Raw genomic sequence first — 19226 nt, forward strand, 5'->3', positions numbered from 1 at the left:
ACATCTATATCTGTTCAAAAATGTCCTTCCAGGTGAATTTTTTTGTTAGCAAGAAAAATCAACCCAAGAAATACCAACCTACTCAATAGAGTTAACTATAAATGAGAAGGGTAATACTGTTGATATCGAAACTTTTACGGCACACTTTACGTTTTAGAAAGGAAAGATGTTGATGGAGTCTATCTGGCTGGAATATGCCTGGACATTGTTAATCTTAATCGGATTAGAAGGACTGCTATCGGCTGACAATGCCCTTGTATTGGCAGTTATCGCCAAGCATTTACCCAATGATCAGAAAAAAAAAGCGATAAATTATGGAATCATAATGGCATTTGCCTTCCGGTTTGCGGCGCTTTTTGCCATTTCGTTTATCGCAAATGTCTGGCAGATTCAGGCGATAGGAGCAGCGTATCTTCTATACCTGGGCTTAAAGCATGTGATTAAGGCCCGTTTCGGGAAAAAAAGTGAGAATATTCATGAGGAGGACAAAGAGGAGACTGCCGGGAAAGGTTTCTGGCCCACAGTCGGGAAAATTGCTTTAGCGGACCTCGCTTTTGCCATTGATTCGATTCTGGCTGCGGTTGCTTTAGCTCTCGGGCTTCCGGATTCACCACTTGATGATTTCGGCGGCATGGATGGAGGACAATTTATTGTTGTTGTCCTAGGTGGGATTGCCGGCCTTATCCTGATTAAGTTTGCAGCAACTTGGTTTGTAAAGCTTCTTAATCAGCGCCCTGCACTGGAAACAACCGCATATGCCATTGTGGCCTGGGTCGGTGTCAAACTGGTGGTCATTACCCTTGCCCATGAGGATATTGGAATCCTGGACCATCACTTTCCACACAGCACCACCTGGACGCTAATCTTCTATGGCGTATTAGTGGCCATTGCTTTATTAGGCTGGTTTGCGCCGGCCAATAAATCAGCAAAGAAATAAAGATATAAAAAGCAACAATGAATAGAAAACTGGAAAGTATATTGGGGCATCTAAACATATACTAATATTTGAAACCAAACAAGATAGAGGCGTCATCCCTTACTGATCAAGGGGGCGCCTCTTTTGGATATTGTTGTTATAATAAAAACAAATTTTTAAAAGATTGTGTTTAATGAACAGTTTTCGAAATTGTGGAAAAGCAAACTCTCTTCTAGCTATTTAAATACAGTAAGTCTCGGATGCTGGCCATTCGCCATATCAGATATTTGAATTTTTATCTATCGAACAATTAAAACCGGGCAAGTTGATAATTGAGACACTTTATGGCTGACGCTTCCAAGCATCATTTCTTTCAGGCCGCTGATGCCCCGGCTGCCGACTACGATCAGGCTGACGCCTTTCTCTTTTGCGTGATTTAGTATCTCGTGCGCCGGCTCGCCATTCGCATAAATGATTTCAGCTTGAACACCGTTCTCGGCTGCATTTTCTTTTGCCTTCTCAAGGATTTTCATGCCTTCTTTTTTAACCTCATCCCTGATTTCATCAATAAAGTGTTCAGGCACATAGACAATTCCCGTCAGAGAAGAAGTCGTGACGACGGCTTCTCTCCCCACATGAAGGATGCTTAGTTCCGCCTGCTGTTCTTTGGCCAGATGCACTGCGGCATCAAGCGCTTTTGCACTCATGTCTGATCCGTCAATCGCAACTAACATTTTATTAAACATGCTCTTCCCGCCTTTCGGACTGTGGGTGGTTCATCTTTCTCTTTTATTGTCCGCCTGCTTCCGGTTATTGTCAATTGAAGTGCATGCGTTTTCAAAAAGATGTCAGAGACTCTCTCCGTTTGTGGCGATGACCTGCTGGTACCAGCTGAAGCTTTTTTTCTTGATACGGTTTAATGTTCCATTGCCTTCATTGTTCCGATCAACATAAATGTAGCCGTAGCGTTTTCTCATTTCCGCAGTGGATGCACTGACAAGGTCAATTGGCCCCCATGATGTGTAGCCGATTAAATCAACGCCGTCAGCAATGGCTTCCCGTGCCTCAATTAAATGTTCTCGCAGATAGTTGATTCTGTAATCGTCCTGGATCGTGCCGTCCTCATCAACTTTGTCTACAGCGCCAAGGCCGTTTTCCACGATAAACAGCGGCTTCTGATAACGATCGTATAAGGTGTTGAGCGTGATGCGCAAGCCTTTCGGATCAATCTGCCAGCCCCATTCTGATGATGTCAAATAAGGGTTTTTGACTCCGCCCAGCAGGTTGCCGCCTGATTTTGCAAGATCTTCAGGATCCGTGCTTGCCGCCATCGACATGTAATAGCTGAATCCGATGTAATCCACCGTATGTTCTTTCAAGATCTCTTCATCGCCTTCAGCCATTTCAATTTCAATATTGTTTTCTGCCAGGAAGCGCTTCATATATCCCGGGTACGCGCCTCGTGCCTGCACATCTGAGAAGAAAAGTGTTTTGCGCTCATTCTCCATTGCCGCGAAGACATCCTCCGGCTTAGATGTCATCGGGTAGGTTGTCGTAGCTGCAATCATACAGCCGATTTTCGAATCAGGAATGATCTCGTGTCCCGCTTTAACGGCAAGAGCACTGGCCACAAATTGGTGGTGTGCCGCCTGGTACATTGCGTTTAATTGATTTTCTCCTTCTTCAAAGACAAGGCCACCGCCAGTAAACGGCGCATGGAGTACCACGTTAATTTCATTGAACGTCATCCAATACTTCACTTTGTGCTGATAGCGTTTGAAAACAGTTTTGGCATAGCGTTCATAGAACTCTATGACTTTGCGATTCTTCCAGCCGCCATAATGTTTCACTAAACCGAGCGGCATTTCATAATGAGATATGGTGACGACAGGCTCAATATGATGCTTTAACAGCTCATCAAACAGATCGTCATAAAATTTGAGGCCTTCTTCATTCGGCTCCTCTTCATCGCCATTCGGAAAAATTCTTGTCCACGCTATCAATGTGCGGAACGCCTTAAATCCCATTTCTGCAAACAAGGCAATGTCCTCTTTATAACGATGGTAAAAATCAATTCCGGTATGATACAGATTTAAAGAAGTCATCGATTCATCAAATGGAGACATGATGCCGTTCGGTGATACATCAGCTGTCGAAAGCCCCTTTCCGCCCTCGTTATAAGCACCTTCCACTTGGTTGGCAGCAACTGCGCCGCCCCATAAAAATCCTTCTGGAAATCTCTTTGCATTTGAACTCATATTGATCACCCCATCAATTTTTTTAAGATAAAGCTAGCAGCGCTTCTTTTGTCTGCACTTTGCCGATTTCTTTCACCGGCGAAAACGAATATTGGTCTGTGTTGGTCACGATCACCGGGGTAATGACGTCATATCCCGCAGCTTTAATTTGTTCCAGATCAAAGGACACAAGCCGATCTCCCGGTGCGACCTTGTCGCCTTCTTTGACGTGAGCCGTGAACCATTGTCCTTCCAGCTTCACCGTGTCCAATCCAATGTGTATGAGGATTTCAGCTCCCTGATCACTCGTAATGCCAATTGCATGTTTTGTTTTAAAAATGGTGCTAACGCTTCCATGAACAGGTGAGACAACTTCTCCTTCTTCAGGCTCAATGGCAAACCCTTTTCCCATGATCCCGGCAGAAAACACTCCGTCATTGACTTCACTTAATGCTTTCACTTCTCCTTTAATCGGGCTGTGAATGATTTCTCTGCTGCCCTCATGCACAGCCGGCTGCTGGCTGCCGTCAGAAGGCACATCCTCGAATCCAAGCAAATACGCAGCTGCTGTTCCCGCCGCGAAAGCAATCACAAGACCGATCATCGCGTAAATAAACGTTGGGCCGATAAAGACAGGGATGCTTGGCAAACCTGCATTCCCTCCGACGATATAGGAAGCAACACCCGTCACGCCGTAAAAAGCGCCACCGGCTGCACCGCCAAGCAAAGCGGCCGCAAACGGCTTTTTCAATCGCATATTCACGCCGTACATCGCAGGTTCTGTAATCCCCATCAGCGCAGTAATACTCGTGGTAAGCGCAAGTGATTTAAACTTTTTGTTTCTGGAGCGAAGGAAGACGGCAAATGATGCTCCGGCCTGCCCCATATTCGCCAAAAACATAGCCGGCAATAAATAATCGTGGCCATTTTGAGCAATGTTGTTGATCATAATTGGCACAAAGGCATAATGCATGCCCGTCATAATGATTAAAGAGAACGTTCCCGCAAGCAAAATCATCGCCACAAGCCCTGCATGATCAAACAAATAATTGACCCCAGCAGACAAGTATTCTCCTAAAATAGCGCCAAGCGGACCGACTGTAATCAATGTCAGCGGCACGACAATCAATAATGTGAATGTCGGAACCACAATCAATTTGAGAGACGCGTGTGTGAAACGGTCAATCCATTTTTCCACGTACGAAGCAATCCAAATCGCCAGCAAAATCGGAATAACGGTTGAAGAATAAGTCGCAGCGGTTACAGGAAGCCCGATAAAGGAAATCGGTTTCCCTGAACCAAGCAGCGCCGTCAAATCCGGATGCAGAATCGCCGCCGCAATGGCTGCCGCTACGTACGGATTGCTTCCGAATTTTCTCGCCGCACTCATCGCTAGCAGGAGCGGCAGGAAGTAGAACGCGCCGTCACCGACAGCCGTCAAAATGACATGAACCTGGCTCTTCTCCGCCATCCAGCCAAACGTAACCGCTAGCGCAACAAGCCCTTTGATCATCCCCGCTCCCGCAATCGCAGGCAGAATCGGGGTAAACACACCAGAAATCACATCAAAGACCGCACTCAGCACATTCTTTTTCTGAGAAGATGAACCAGCGCTCTTCTCATCACTGAGATTGCTGTGCTTCAGCATCGCCTGATACACCTTCGGCACATCGTTCCCGATAATAATTTGAAACTGCTCGCCGCTGATATTGGTGCCCATCACACCCGGCAGCTGCTCCAACTGACTGCGGTCCGCCTTCGAGTTGTCATGAAGATTAAAACGCAGCCTCGTCATGCAGTGAATCACGCGCTGAACGTTTTCTTCACCGCCTACGAGTTGTAATATGTCTTTCGATAATTTATCATAATCCATGTGTATACCTCCTTTTTATGGGGGGACTGCTGGATGAAAGGTGGCCGCCTTTCGCCAGCTTTTTTTGTATCAAATGCCGCATCACCTCCTACATGAGAATAAAAAAAACCTAAATGACACAGATTGCGAGAGTCTCCTCCTGCACCTGCACCATTTAGGTTTTGCCTGCTTTCGCAGTAACAATCCTGACGGGTCGTTTTATTTGTTTGTAGGTATACTTTAGCACTAGATTTATGGGATGTCAACGCTTTCATTTTTGGTGTTAAACTTGAATATTTTACTATTTAAATAACGTTGTTTCTAATTTATCTAGCTCTACCACAAGAGGTTCTGGATAGCTTTCAACTAGATTGGTTCAAAATATGCACGTAAAGCTCCTTTTACAAAAGCTATTAAATCTCCTTCTTTTTCTAAATTCCTTAAACAGATTCTCTTAAAAATTCTATGCTTATCCTGCCAACCTTTATCTCCACATTTTCCCCAATCAAATGAGGGTATTCTGAAAAATACTCATCTTCATCAGTAAGAACTATTCCTGCATCAATTGAATCCTCTTGTAAACCCCCCTTATATAATATTGATATCCTAAGCCATTTCGTTTTAAATCTTTTATTTCTTCTATATTTTCACGAATAATTAACTCTCCAATCGCAAAAACAACCAATACGATATATTTTTTCCAAATTTCAATTTCATAAGGGCAAATAGATGAAAAACCTGTAAATTCAATACCTTCAACTTCGAGGATTGGATCAATTCCCTTAACAGGGGATTAAATATTATAGAACCTCTTTGTTTTTTTATTATATTGAATGCAAAATAGAGTATTGTTTAATACATTAAAACCTTGAAAGACGTTTTGCCAATCAAGGTTTTATCATATGCTAAGACTCAAAAGCTGTTTTTTCTGGAAATACGCCGCCTTCTCTTACTAAACAAACTGCTAATCTTTGTGCAGCTCGATCAAAATAAAATGTTGACGGGAGATCTTTATTAGGAATTTCTTCTAACTCTGAAAACTTCCTAGTTATTTTATTTAATTTAATTTTGCCCATAGTATTTTCATTAGGCCCGAATTTGTAAACCACACTTTCATCATCTTCATATTCTTTTAGTAATAAAATGTATGTAGCCATTGTTTTTCTTAATTAAATTTCACAATAACTCTTTTAATATTTTTTCCGCTTTATACAATTCCTCAAGTAATGGATTTTCATAGTCATTAAAACTATCCATATAACCCCTAACACCACCAATAATGTTAATTTCTCTAATATCTTTATTTTTCTCCAATATATCTAATGCATTTTTATATCTTTTATATAACAGTTGATAAATACCATTATTTATTTCACTATTATAATCACTTTCCAGTTTACTTATTACTTTTTCTACTTGTATAGTTAATTTTTCTTTGTTATTCAACTTTTATCCTCCTTATCGACTTGGAACTTTTCTTATCTCCTTTATCCATTCTGACGGCCAATCTTTTGGCAGGAGTATTTGATCCCCTTCACCTTTTAGTAATGTTCCTGTTTTCGTGTATTGCTTTTCAACTCTACCGATATTTAGTATTTGCCCTTTAGGAACTTCTATTACCGCTTCATACTCTCTTGAATTTTTCCAATCAGGAACTAAAGCTGTATTTATTTTTGCATTGATTCTATTTCCAGCAGGACTAGTAGTAACAAATGAACCATTAATTCTTGCACTTCCGCCAAAGGTTCTATAAAAATTTATATTCTCTTCTGTAATTACAGTTCTATAATGACCATCAGTAAACGAATCACTGATCCAATCTTGTAAGTTTTGTTTTTTAATTACCTTAACTTTATGATCGATACTTGTGGAATACTTTCCAGTATACTTTGAAACTGCCTTTCCAACATCCTCCTTAACTTCCTTCTTCGCAACATGTTTAGCCACATCTGTGACAACACGCTTCCCGCCTCGGACCGCCAATTTTTTAATAGCGCCCTGAGGACTTACCCACTCAATAAATTCATACTGGGTTCCGGCAAGAAATGAATCAAGTGACTTAGCTCCGCCTACTTTATCCTCTGGAATGTAAGAAACTTCTTCTAGTCGCTTCTTCCCTCCAGCGTAGAATTCTCTCACGATCTGGCCGTTTTCATATACATAATATTTGCCGCCGACGTAGTCGATGCTTGCAGTATCGCGGGTTAGCTCGTCAATCACTTCTATCGTATCTATCTTTTTTAATCCTTTATGATTATATAGTTTATCATTTATCACCCGTATGTCTCCATAGACTTTCGGGTGGGCTGCTGCTTCTTTCTGTAATAGTGTTACGTTACTGTCATCAGCATGAATCTCACGCTCGATCTTCTGTTGCTTGTCATCCTTCATCACTGTATCAACGTTGGACTGCTTATGTTTCGCTAGCTTTTTCAGCATCATCTCCATCGGTGAATCATCAGGCTGCTTCATTTGCGAGTTAATCGCACCAAAGGTTTGGTTGATCTTTTCTTCTTCCTGTGATTTCAAGATGGAGCCGCTTTTATAGCCCGTAATTTCAATTTTCGGCCCTGTGTACATCGTTTGCAGCTGGTCCATGTACTTTTTCATCGTTTGAAAATCTGATTTTGCGGTTTCTAGTGCTTGGGTTTGCTGGCCGTCAAATTGAAATAGCTTATACAGGGTGTCTGTAATCAGCCGTTCAGCCTGTTCTGTTTCCATCCGAAAAAAGGAATCATTGACTGTCGGCAGGCTGACGATGTGATCAATGGCTGATGTCTGGCGATTCACTGCGTCTGTGAGCTGTTCTGTCACTTCTCGTGCATGCTTGACCCCGTGTCTCGCATCGTGTGAGAGAAAAGCCTCCGCAATCATGCCGTGGGAGTCAGATTCTACAGAGGAAATCGCATGCTGCGTTTGTTTCAGCACTTTTTTGTATTCGTCGATAAACATGCCAAAGAAAAGGAGAAAAGGCTTGTGACATTCCTCGTAAAAGGTCCGGATGGCATCTCCGCCTTTTCCTTTTAACGCATCCTTCATGCCTACCAGGTGCTCAACGCTTTTTTCCAGCTTCTCCAGCTGCTGTTTCTGCTGGTCCAATTTTTCAATCGTATGCTGAATGCCCTCGTGAAGAGCGTGGACATCTAATGTTTTCAATCCCTTGTCCTCCCGCGCTTTATTTCATGGAAGATGATATGTTTTCGTCTGTTTCCTTCATGGCACTTACTGCACTTTCCGTTTGTGCGATATGCTTGGCCAGAACGGACGCATATGCTTCAGTGAGCTCTTTGATGTCCTCATTTAATTGCTCGATGGACTTTACAACATTCAAATGGTTTCGTCCTGAGATATGGCCGGGCAAGGAGGACTTGAGTTCCGCTGAATTCTTAAGCTGAGAGAGCCCTTGCTTCACTGTGCCATAGACCATTTTAATTTCCTGTGCCATTTGTGCTCACCTCACTTTTTATGTTTTTCCTTCTCTATTTCATGCTCTATTCTCGTGATTTGGCGTCTTATGGAATATACGTCGCCCTCTAATGAATGGATTTTTCCTTCTATGCTTTCGATGATTCCGCTGACTTGTTCGCTTTTGATTTGACGATATGCTTTGTTCATTTCTTCACGAATATCTTCAAACCGCTCAGCATGCGTTCCTCTCCATGCCTCCCGGTTAAGATGAGGCCGATGAATGAGATGCTGGGCCTCAGAAAAATCGTGTTTGATTTGCCTGATTTCTTGCAGCACTCGTTTTAACTGATGGATCTGTTCCTGTTTTTCATGTAAGTCGGCTTTTACCGAATGTAACAACATTTCACTATGCATTCCGCAACACCTCGTGTTTCTATCAAACTGTGTCAATTCTTGACAATACAGACTATTTTCATATTACATGATGGGTCATATTGGATAAATAGGTAAAAAGGTTTGTCTTGCAGAGAATATAGATAAGTATATTTATCTATCATCCTTTTCATTTCACTTTTCTGCGAGTGAAATCGAGCTTACACATGACTATAAGTGTAGGTACAATTATCCTCATTTGATGCGCGATGCCATTTACAAATATCTGTTACCTATAGTCAATAATAATGATAAAATTATGATATCTATCTAAATATGGAGAGAGAAAAAATGAAAAAAAACAGTGGTTTTCATGAAGAATTGCAAGATAAGCATAAGCTTTATCCGGTAGAACATCGTTTTCAGCCTGTTTTACCGAAAGAATATACGGAAATTTTAACTTTACATATAGCAAAACAATTTGGCGAAAAAATCAAAACGCTTGTTCATCACGGACAACATAATCAGGCAGTTGAATTAACCCAAAAAATATCTTCTGATCTTGGTAATGATACTGCCTTTGCAATACCACTTTCTTCAGTTCTTTATCATGTAGGTGACCTGGATCTTCCTGTGTCGGAGCACTTTTCGCTATCACGGTTGAACCTACTCGGAAACCATAGAGCGGATGATAATTTTTTTAAAACATTAAAGAATGAAATGTTAACTGCTGATCGTGTGGATTTTATGGTCAGTTTTACAAGATGGTCTGGCGTCCAACTTCTTATTCCACCACTACAAGAGCTCAATAAACGTAATGTGCCTGTTCGTATTATCACATCAACATATATGGGAATTACTGAACCTAAAGCCCTTAAACAACTCATGCAATTTCAAAATGTCGACTTAAGAATTGTGAATGATTACCGTCAATCTTTTCATACAAAAGCTTATTTATTTGAACGTCTTTCAGGGCAACATAGTGTCATTATTGGATCATCAAATCTTTCGCAATCCGCTCTGACCACTGGGTATGAGCTAAATGCGAGAATACCTGATACAAAATATCTTCCTATTTTTCAACAAACAAAAGATGTCTTTAATAAAGTATGGCTCGAAAAAACACAACCGGTCGATGACCAGTTCTTAAAAGCTTATGAAGAATTTCAAGCAGCTAATCACAAAATGAGCGCGTCTCTCGTCTCTCAAAACTCTCTTTACCAAACAAAAATACAACCTAATGCCATGCAAGAAATAGCGCTTAAAAACCTCAAGAAAACGAGAGAACAAGGTGAGGAAAAGGCTGTTATTATCGCTGCAACTGGTACAGGAAAAACATATCTTGCAGCATTTGATTTTTCCGAATATCAACCAAAAAAATATCTTTTTATCGCTCATCGTGAGGAGTTACTAACTAAAGCCATTGAAACATTTGAAAAAGTCACAAATGACCATGATAACTTTGGATTGTTAACTGGATGGAAAAAAGAATGGAATAAAAGGTTTTTATTTAGCACAGTTCAAACCTTGTATAAAGAAGAAACATTAAAACGGTTTGCACCAGATGAATTTGATTACATTGTCATTGACGAGTTTCATCATGCAGAAGCCTCTACCTATCAATCAGTGTTGAATTACTTTAAACCTAAATTCTTATTAGGATTAACTGCAACTCCAGAACGTTTAGACGGTAAAGATGTACTTGAAATCTGCAATCATAATGTTGTCTATGAAATCCGCCTTCGAGATGCGTTAGAAGCTGAATTGCTTGCCCCATTTCATTATTTTGGAATTCCGGATCATACTGTTGATTACAATAAAGTAAAAATAACAAACGGGGTCTACGATGAACGTTCATTGGTCAATCATTTGAAAAATCATGAGCGAGTCGATTATGTAATAAAGATGATAAACATGTACGGTTTTCACGGAGAAAAAATGTGTGGGTTGGGCTTCTGTACTAACGTTGAACATGCCCAATATATGAGCCAAGAATTTAATCAATTAGGATTCCATACAACTTATTTAACAGGGCAAGATTCCTCAGCACAACGTCAGAAAGTGATTAGAGAACTTGAAGATCCGCATCATAGTTTAGAACTGATTTTCACAGTAGATATTTTTAATGAAGGCATTGATATACCAAAATTAAACTTACTGCTTTTTTTGAGGCCAACTGAGTCACCAACCATATTTATTCAACAGTTAGGAAGAGGATTAAGAAAGGCTGATGATAAAGAGTTTGTAACGGTACTAGATTTTATAGGAAACTATCAAAAATCATTTGTCATACCGCTAGCCCTTTCTGGACAAACAAGTCAAAAATCGTTTGATAAAGATTCGTTGCGAGTTGCAGTTACCCATGAGTTTGCAGACTTACCAGGTGGATCTTATGTAGATCTTGCATCTGTAACGAAGAAAGAGATTTTACACAAAATTGATAGTATTAAACTAAATTCAGCAGCTATGCTAAAAACATTATATTATCAATTTAAACGAGATATTGGGCGTTCCCCAGAGCTACTTGATTTTCTTTATTCAGATCAAGCTCCAAGGCTTACCTTTTTTATAAAAAAATATAAGTCTTGGGTCGAAACGAAAAGAAAAATGGATGACCTTCATTCTTTAGATAAAGAAGTATTAAATGATTCGTTAGTTCTAAGAATGGTATCCTGGTTAGAGCAACAGTTTCCGATTAAGTGGCCTTATGATTTATTAGTGTTACAATGTGGATTTAATATACAAAGAATCACTGTAGATGATGTTAAAAAGTCTTTAGAAGATACATTTCATTTACAAATCAAAAATACTAATATACACGACAACTTGATTAAACGATCTATGGAGCGTTTAGCCACACCACATAAGAAACAACAATGGAGTTTTGGTACAGTGGAGGAAAATACGTTCATACTACAATCAAATATTATTGAACGTTTATGCCATCCTCAGTTTGGTCCTTATATTAAGGAGCGTATCCAATATGGTTTAACCGAATTTAGACGTATGAATAATATAGAAGCACTTTTATCTAGTGAACTACAACTCACCTTGTATCAAACATATACTAGAAATGAACTCATACATTTATTTCAATCAACTGATCAAGAGGGAACGTGGCGAGAAGGAGTAAGGAGAGTTAACAATAACTACTTAATTTTTATCACATTAAATAAATCTGAAAAATTTGAGGACCATTTATTATATAAAGATTACTTTATAGATCCCCATCATTTTCACTGGCAAAGTCAAAATCAAACATCACATGATTCTCCTGTAGGTCAGAATTTTATTAACCATAGACAAAAAGAATATAAAATACATCTTTTCGTACGTAAATTTAGCGAAATGCATGACATCACCTTACCTTTTATTTATCTAGGTAAAGTTGATTACGTATCAAGCAATGGGGACAAACCTATGAATGTAATATGGAAGCTCCATCAGCCTGTCCCAGAAAACTTGTATGTTGATTTAATTAACTAGTGCATTTACAGTTGGAATATCAGCAGGTGCCCATTCAAGTGACTCAAGTTCACTCACGGGCACCCATCTGAGTTCCGCATGTTCTTGGGCAACAGGTTCACCCTCTACAATTTTCGCTTGAATAGAAATCAAATTAACAACGACTTTCTCATATTCGTGATGAATGTCAGCGATAATTTCACCTGCTTCAATTTTACAACAAAGCTCCTCATGAATTTCCCTCACAAGAGCTTCTCGTGCATTCTCTCCCTCTTCAAGTTTCCCTCCTGGGAATTCCCATAGATTAGCCAAAGACATGGTTGGCGAACGAAGTGCACATAAAATCATATCTCTATCGTTTTGAATCACTGCTGCAGCAACTTTGATTGTTTTTTTCAATAGATTTCTCCCTTTCTGATAAATATTTTTCTTGCCTCATATTAATACTATGGATTCTAAAGTAAAGAAGCAATGAAAAAACGCCTTCCCTCGAAGGCGTTTCTCCATCTTATTTAGATCCCCAAACAGCCTCACCGCTGCCATTCAACACACTAAACGTCATCACGTTCTTCTCTCTCACCGAATCCCACTGGCGTAAAAATACGCCATTATACTTCTTGCCAGCTAACGTAAGTTCAGCTGTATTCTTTCCGGTGTTCTGCCATGTTCCGGTCATTTCCCCGGAAATGGTGTGGTTTTTGTTGAGTTTGATGTTGATGGTTTTTTTGATGTCAGCCGAGATGTCTTTTCCGTGCTGGATGAGCTTGTAAGTTCCTGTGATGTCTTTTTGTTTTACATCTTTCAGTGTTTCACCTGCGTAACGATATGGCGCTGCTACCGGCCAGCCGTCCTTGTTCATGAACATTTGGTGGACTCTGACTTCGTGTTCTTCACCTCTTCCCGGGAAGCGGGTGTGGAAGATTAAATAGGAGCGTCCGGTTTTTTCGTCATAGTATGCGGAGTTGTGGCCTGGTGAGACGTAGCCGGTTCCTTTTTCATTTTCTGTTTCAAATGAATAGCTGCCCATGAGTTTGACGCCGTATGGTTCGATGGAGCGGTCGTCGAAGAATGTGCCTTCTTTGCCGCGGACGTCAAGCATTGGATTGCCTTCTGCATCATAGTAAGGGCCGTCCGGTTTCTTGGAGCGGGCCACACGAATGTTATAGCCGCCTGTTGCATCGAGACCGCCATATGATAGGTATAAGTAGTAGTATTTGGTGTCTGGATTGTAGAGAACATACGGGCCTTCGATTCTGCTGTGGTTGCCGCCGAGCAGTTTTTTCCCGTATCCCTGTCCAGGAAGCGGGAAGCCTGTTTTCGGATTCATTTCAAGAATGAAAATGCCGCCTGAGTATGATCCGTACACCATCCATAGCTTTCCGTTTTGATCAAAGAAGGTATGCGGGTCGACGACATTCGGATGTTTGGTTGCGTCATACGGTGTTCCATCGCTGCTTGTGCCTTCCATGCCTGATTTCAAAAAGATGCCTTTGTTTTTATATGGTCCTTCGATGTTATCAGCGACGGCAACACCCATGGCGGATCTTGGCGAATCGCCGCGGCAGGCATTGTAGTACATGTAGTATTTGCCATCCGCCAGCTGCGTGACGTCAGCAGCCCAAAGGGTATTGGATTGCGCCCATTCGAAGGTATCTTTTAATTCTTCATAGACATTTGGAATAAGTGGGTTGTCGTTGCTTACGCTGGTGGTCAGCTGCTGCCATTGCATGAGGTCATTCGTTTTTGCTGAAGCGAGATGAGATCCAAAAACATAAAAGGTGCCGTTTGTCTCAATGATGGAAGGATCATGGACGCTGACTTCTGTAAATATTGGTTTTCCTGCTTTTTGCGCATAGACGGAGTTTGGCAGGGTGAAGGCCATGATAAGGGCTGCCAGAAAACATACACGGAACAATCGGTTGAACATCTAAACAATTCGCCTCACTTTTTTATTAAATTTTTAAGCGCTTACATTTCTCTATGAAGAAACACCGGCCCGCTATGAAGGGCGGATGTTTTCATATTCAAACGGGTAGGTGATTCCCCACTGTTCTCTGACATTGTCCATAATGCTCATGACATCAAGGGAGAGACTGATGGTCTGGCTGCCTGTTTGGTGCAGGACTGCTGCTTGCATATCCTCTACTTCATAGTTCAACCCTTTTGCCGTTTCTCCTTCTTCAATCAACTCTGTTTTTCCATCTGCGTACGTAATGACGGCTTTGTCCGGCCTTGTAAAGTCGTCGACTGTGATCAAGCCCTTTTCTCCGGCAACTACGCCTCTTTTTGGCATTTTCGCCCTCATTGTCAGCGATATGACAGCTATTTCGTTGTGGTGTTTTTTAGGATCATGCCTGACTGCTCGTCTACACCTGTGTCAGCCGGCTTGGCCGTGCTGAGGATCTCATTCGGCTGGCTCGTGAGAAAATACCTTGCGAAAGCGAGCGCATAGGCTCCCGTGTCTAACAGTGCGCCGCCAGCCAGTTCTTTATTAAAGAATCGGTTAGTGACGTCGTATGGTTTGCGCGTTCCGAAGGAGACTTGAACCATTTTAAGAGGCCCAATGCGACCCTCCTTTACGATCTCACGGAGTTTTTTATAAAGCGGCATATGGTAGATGGTCATCGCTTCAGACACAATAAGCTGTTTTTCTTTGGCTATGTCTATGATCTCCTTTAGCTGCCTCGCATTGACGGTAATCGCCTTCTCACAAAGAACATGCTTGTGATGCTGAAGGCTTTTCATCATATATTCATAGTGGTTTGAATGCGGAGTGGCAATGTAGACAATATCGACATTCTCATCTTGCAGCAGTTCTTCATAGCTGCCGTATGCTTTTTCGACATGATGCTCCTTGGCGAACGCCTTGGCTTTATCCAAGCTTCGTGACCCTGCAGCATAGACTGTTCCATTTACTTCTATCAGCGCTTTGGCGAAATCTGATGCAATTGCGCCAAGACCGATGATTCCCCAATTTAAGCTCTTCACTGGAATTCGCTCCTCTTCTATTGAAATTTATATCTAGAGTACGACAGCCGCCGCCCCCACTCCTGTCTGGCTACTGTGTGCAATGTGCTGAAAGAAAACCCGTCCTGCTTTCTCTGTCATGCTATTACAATAGCAATCTAACTTGTTAAAGACTGTAAAAAACCTTTTGACTTCTGCTGCTGAACCAATTAATATAATACTCAGTTAATAGTTATCAGAATTTTTAGGAATTGAGTGATTCATATGACACTGCACAAAGAGCGCCGGATCGGCCGGCTGTCTGTTCTTCTGCTGCTGAATGAAGCGGAAGAAAGCACACAGGTCGGGGAGCTGGAGCGAGATGGATGGAAAGTCTGTCTCGGCAAGGTAGGATCAATGGACGCGCATAAAGTAGTAGCCGCAATTGAAACCGCTTCCAAAAAGAGCGGTGTCATTCAATCTGAGGGCTATCGCGAGTCACATGCGCTTTATCATGCGACGATGGAGGCTTTGCATGGCGTGACCAGAGGTGAAATGCTGCTTGGATCGCTGCTTCGGACGGTTGGCCTGAGGTTTGCCGTTTTGAGGGGAAATCCTTATGAAAGTGAAGCGGAGGGCGATTGGATTGCTGTCTCGCTTTACGGAACAATCGGGGCGCCGATTAAAGGTCTTGAGCATGAGACATTCGGCGTTGGAATCAATCACATATGAAACAGCCCATAGATCTTAGACGATAGGGGGCTATGCGTGAAATCAAATGTTCACAGCATAGCCCCTTTTTGTATGGGTGCTTTACCAAAGTAAAGAAAAAGGAGTTGGGCTTATGGTGACTTTAGACGGTTCTTCATTGACAACAGTGGACGTTGCTCGTGTGCTATTTGACTTTGAAGAGGCAGCGGCTTCCGAGGAAAGTATGGAGCGCGTGAAGAAAAGCAGAGCGGCAGTGGAGCGGATTGTTCACGAAGAAAAGACAATATACGGCATCACCACCGGATTTGGCAAATTCAGTGATGTCCTGATTCAGAAAGAAGACTCGGCGGCGCTGCAGCTGAATTTAATCCTTTCACATGCCTGCGGTGTCGGCGATCCTTTTCCTGAGTGTGTTTCTCGGGCCATGCTGCTTTTGCGCGCCAATGCGCTGTTAAAGGGTTTTTCCGGTGTACGTGCGGAGCTGATTGAACAATTACTTGCTTTTTTAAATAAACGCGTCCATCCTGTCATTCCACAGCAGGGATCACTTGGCGCAAGCGGGGATCTGGCGCCGCTTTCCCATCTGGCGCTTGCGCTGATCGGGCAAGGAGAAGTCTTTTTTGAGGGGGAGAGAATGCCGGCAATGACGGGATTGAAAAAAGCCGGTATTCAGCCGGTAACACTGACATCCAAGGAAGGGCTTGCCTTGATTAACGGGACTCAGGCCATGACTGCTATGGGTGTGGTCGCATACATTGAAGCAGAAAAACTAGCCTATCAAACCGAACGCATTGCCAGCTTAACGATTGAAGGGCTGCGAGGAATTATAGATGCATTTGACGAGGATATTCACGCAGCCCGCGGCTATCAGGAGCAGATCGATGTCGCAGAACGAATTCGTTTTTATCTATCTGACAGCAGCCTGACTACCTCTCAAGGAGAACTGCGGGTCCAGGATGCATATTCATTGCGCTGTATTCCGCAAGTACACGGTGCGACTTGGCAGACATTAGGCTATGTCAAAGAAAAATTAGAAATTGAAATGAATGCAGCTACGGACAACCCTCTCATTTTCAATGATGGTGACAAAGTCATTTCTGGCGGAAACTTTCACGGACAGCCGATCGCCTTTGCCATGGATTTTCTAAAAATCGCAATTTCAGAGCTTGCGAATATCGCAGAACGCAGGATCGAACGCCTTGTGAATCCGCAGCTGAATGACCTGCCGCCGTTCCTAAGCCCTCATCCCGGTCTGCAATCCGGTGCAATGATCATGCAGTATGCCGCGGCCTCACTTGTTTCTGAAAATAAAACACTGGCCCATCCTGCGAGTGTGGATTCTATTCCGTCATCCGCCAACCAAGAAGACCATGTCAGCATGGGAACCATCGCTGCGCGGCATGCTTATCAGGTGATCGTGAATACAAGAAGAGTCATTGCGATCGAGGCGATTTGCGCATTGCAGGCGGTTGAATACAGAGGCATAGAACATGCTGCGTCCTATACCAAACAGCTTTTTCAAGAAATGAGAAAAGTCGTGCCGTCCATTCAGCAGGACCGTGTTTTTTCCTATGACATTGAACGCTTGACTGACTGGCTCAAAAAGGAATCTTTATTACCTGATTATCAGAATGAAGAACTGAGGGGGATGAACATATGACTGATGTAAAAAAATCAATCCGTGCCAACAAGGGAACAGAGCTTGAATGCTTAGGATGGGAACAAGAGGCGGTACTTCGAATGCTTCGAAACAACCTTGATCCGGAAGTCGCCGAGAAGCCGGAAGACCTCATCGTATACGGCGGAATTGGCAAAGCCGCACGGGATTGGGACGCTTTTCACGCCATTGAGCATTCTTTGAAAACACTGAAAAATGATGAGACATTGCTCGTGCAATCCGGTAAGCCCGTTGGCATGTTCCGTACTCACCCGCAGGCACCGCGCGTGCTTTTAGCAAATTCTGTTCTTGTTCCGAAGTGGGCGAACTGGGAGCATTTCCACGAGCTTGAGAAAAAAGGGTTAATGATGTACGGACAGATGACGGCAGGCAGCTGGATTTACATTGGCTCACAGGGCATATTGCAAGGAACCTATGAAACTTTCGCTGAGCTTGCGAGACAGCACTTCGGAGGAAGCTTAAAAGGAACATTGACGCTGACAGCCGGGCTCGGCGGAATGGGAGGCGCCCAGCCGTTGTCTGTCACGATGAATGAAGGGGTCGTCATTGCCGTCGAGGTTGATGAGAAACGTATCGACAAGCGGATCGAAACAAAATACTGCGATCGAAAAACAGCCTCGATTGAGGAAGCCTTAGCGTGGGCTGAAGAGGCAAAGCTGGCAGGAAAACCTCTATCCATTGCTCTTCTCGGAAACGCGGCAGAGGTTCACCACACACTTTTGAACCGAGGCGTCAAAATCGATATTGTGACGGATCAGACGTCTGCCCATGACCCATTAATCGGTTATGTTCCCGAGGGCTATTCACTTGAGGAAGCTGATCGTTTGCGCCAAGACAATCCAGACCTTTACGTACGCCTTGCGAAGCAAAGCATGAAAAAACATGTGGAAGCCATGCTGGCATTTCAACAAAAGGGCTCTGTTGTATTTGACTATGGCAACAATATCCGGCAAGTCGCAAAAGATGAAGGCCTGGTGAATGCCTTCGATTTTCCGGGGTTTGTCCCTGCCTACATCCGCCCCTTATTCTGTGAAGGAAAAGGACCGTTCCGCTGGGCGGCGCTTTCCGGTGATCCGGCAGATATTTACCGTACGGATGCTTTATTAAAAGAACTGTTCCCAGCCAATAAAGCCCTTCACCGCTGGATCGATATGGCACAGGAAAAAGTCACGTTCCAAGGCTTGCCGTCCCGTATTTGCTGGCTTGGATACGGAGAACGGAAAAAAATGGGCCTTGCCATTAACGAGTTGGTCAGAAACGGGGAGCTAAAAGCGCCTGTCGTTATCGGGAGAGATCATTTAGACTGCGGGTCTGTCGCCTCTCCAAACCGGGAAACAGAAGCGATGAAGGATGGAAGTGACGCTGTCGGCGATTGGGCTGTGCTCAATGCGCTTGTCAACACGGCCGCGGGTGCAAGTTGGGTTTCCTTCCACCATGGCGGCGGCGTCGGAATGGGCTATTCCCTGCATGCCGGTATGGTCGCAGTTGCCGATGGAAGTGAGCTGGCTGACGAGCGGCTCGCCAGGGTCTTAACGAGCGACCCGGGGATGGGCATTATCCGCCATGCCGATGCGGGTTATGAACGTGCAGTTGAAGTAGCGAAAAAACAGGACATTATCGTGCCGATGCAAAAATAAAGGA

The 19226-nt window shown here is 43.0% G+C and carries 15 protein-coding genes and 2 pseudogenes; 5 read left to right on the forward strand and 12 right to left on the reverse strand.

The annotated features are described in order from the left end of the window. Positions 1–172 precede the first annotated feature (172 nt). Complete coding sequence (locus tag BSI_RS17665) at positions 173–937, forward strand: MeeY/MeeF family manganese export membrane protein (protein ID WP_003236286.1); 765 nt, start codon at positions 173–175, stop codon at positions 935–937. A 278-nt stretch (positions 938–1215) separates the two neighbouring features. Here the strand turns inward: BSI_RS17665 and BSI_RS17660 are convergent, their stop codons facing one another. The 9 genes and pseudogenes from BSI_RS17660 to BSI_RS17625 all read right to left on the reverse strand — a co-directional run bounded on the left by BSI_RS17660 (position 1216) and on the right by BSI_RS17625 (position 8827). Next, the gene (locus BSI_RS17660; RefSeq protein WP_003236288.1) at positions 1216–1662 is read right to left on the reverse strand and encodes a universal stress protein; all 447 of its coding nucleotides are present in this window, start codon (positions 1660–1662) and stop codon (positions 1216–1218) included. 102 nt (positions 1663–1764) lie between these two features. Continuing rightward, positions 1765–3174 (reverse strand): aryl-phospho-beta-d-glucosidase, encoded by a 1410-nt coding sequence (bglH, locus tag BSI_RS17655; RefSeq protein WP_003236290.1) that lies wholly within the window; start codon positions 3172–3174, stop codon positions 1765–1767. A gap of 22 nt (positions 3175–3196) precedes the next feature. Then, on the reverse strand, positions 3197–5026 hold the full coding sequence (gene bglP, locus BSI_RS17650; RefSeq protein WP_003236292.1) for a PTS beta-glucoside transporter subunit IIABC: 1830 nt from the start codon (positions 5024–5026) through the stop codon (positions 3197–3199). A 419-nt stretch (positions 5027–5445) separates the two neighbouring features. Then, positions 5446–5783, reverse strand: a pseudogene (locus BSI_RS22930) (UCP019853 family protein). 127 nt (positions 5784–5910) lie between these two features. Further along, the gene (locus tag BSI_RS17645) at positions 5911–6162 is read right to left on the reverse strand and encodes a hypothetical protein (RefSeq protein ID WP_003236295.1); all 252 of its coding nucleotides are present in this window, start codon (positions 6160–6162) and stop codon (positions 5911–5913) included. A 19-nt stretch (positions 6163–6181) separates the two neighbouring features. Further along, positions 6182–6451, reverse strand: a complete 270-nt coding sequence (locus BSI_RS17640) for a hypothetical protein (protein WP_003236298.1) — start codon at positions 6449–6451, stop codon at positions 6182–6184. Between the two features lie 12 nt (positions 6452–6463). Then, entirely contained in the window at positions 6464–8161 is a 1698-nt protein-coding gene (locus tag BSI_RS17635) for a ribonuclease YeeF family protein (RefSeq protein WP_003236300.1), read from the reverse strand. Between the two features lie 19 nt (positions 8162–8180). Further along, positions 8181–8450, reverse strand: a complete 270-nt coding sequence (locus BSI_RS17630; protein WP_003236302.1) for a YwqI/YxiC family protein — start codon at positions 8448–8450, stop codon at positions 8181–8183. 11 nt (positions 8451–8461) lie between these two features. After that, positions 8462–8827, reverse strand: coding sequence for a YwqH-like family protein (locus BSI_RS17625; protein WP_003236304.1), 366 nt, complete (start codon positions 8825–8827; stop codon positions 8462–8464). A gap of 309 nt (positions 8828–9136) precedes the next feature. Here BSI_RS17625 and BSI_RS17620 point away from each other — a divergent pair, with 309 nt between their 5' ends. Further along, a complete protein-coding gene (locus BSI_RS17620) occupies positions 9137–12271 on the forward strand; it encodes a DUF3427 domain-containing protein (protein WP_003236305.1) in 3135 nt (1044 codons plus the stop codon). Here BSI_RS17620 and BSI_RS17615 read toward each other — a convergent pair. From BSI_RS17615 to BSI_RS17600, 3 genes and pseudogenes are all read right to left on the reverse strand, one after another. Further along, positions 12260–12649 carry a (deoxy)nucleoside triphosphate pyrophosphohydrolase gene (locus BSI_RS17615; protein WP_003236306.1) on the reverse strand — a complete coding sequence of 130 codons (390 nt, stop codon included), beginning with the start codon at positions 12647–12649 and terminating at the stop codon, positions 12260–12262. The two genes, BSI_RS17620 and BSI_RS17615, sit on opposite strands and share 12 nt — an antisense overlap. 109 nt (positions 12650–12758) lie before the next feature. Continuing rightward, positions 12759–14177: an arabinan endo-1,5-alpha-L-arabinosidase AbnB gene (abnB, locus tag BSI_RS17610; RefSeq protein ID WP_032731739.1), complete on the reverse strand. Its 1419-nt coding sequence runs from the start codon at positions 14175–14177 to the stop codon at positions 12759–12761. 72 nt (positions 14178–14249) lie between these two features. Beyond that, positions 14250–15238: pseudogene (locus BSI_RS17600) on the reverse strand (Gfo/Idh/MocA family protein). Positions 15239–15481: 243 nt separating this feature from the next. Between BSI_RS17600 and hutP the strand changes: the two are divergent. The 3 genes from hutP (at position 15482) to hutU (ending at position 19222) form a co-directional block, all read left to right on the forward strand. Then, positions 15482–15928 carry a histidine utilization transcription antiterminator HutP gene (hutP, locus tag BSI_RS17595; RefSeq protein ID WP_003236310.1) on the forward strand — a complete coding sequence of 149 codons (447 nt, stop codon included), beginning with the start codon at positions 15482–15484 and terminating at the stop codon, positions 15926–15928. Between the two features lie 112 nt (positions 15929–16040). Continuing rightward, positions 16041–17567: a histidine ammonia-lyase gene (hutH, locus tag BSI_RS17590; protein ID WP_003236311.1), complete on the forward strand. Its 1527-nt coding sequence runs from the start codon at positions 16041–16043 to the stop codon at positions 17565–17567. Next, a complete protein-coding gene (gene hutU, locus BSI_RS17585) occupies positions 17564–19222 on the forward strand; it encodes a urocanate hydratase (protein WP_003236312.1) in 1659 nt (552 codons plus the stop codon). Before hutH ends, hutU begins: the two co-directional genes overlap by 4 nt. Positions 19223–19226: the final 4 nt, after the last annotated feature.

The sequence above is a fragment of the Bacillus inaquosorum KCTC 13429 genome, assembly GCF_000332645.1.
In the GTDB taxonomy this organism is placed as follows: Bacteria; Bacillota; Bacilli; order Bacillales; family Bacillaceae; genus Bacillus; species Bacillus inaquosorum.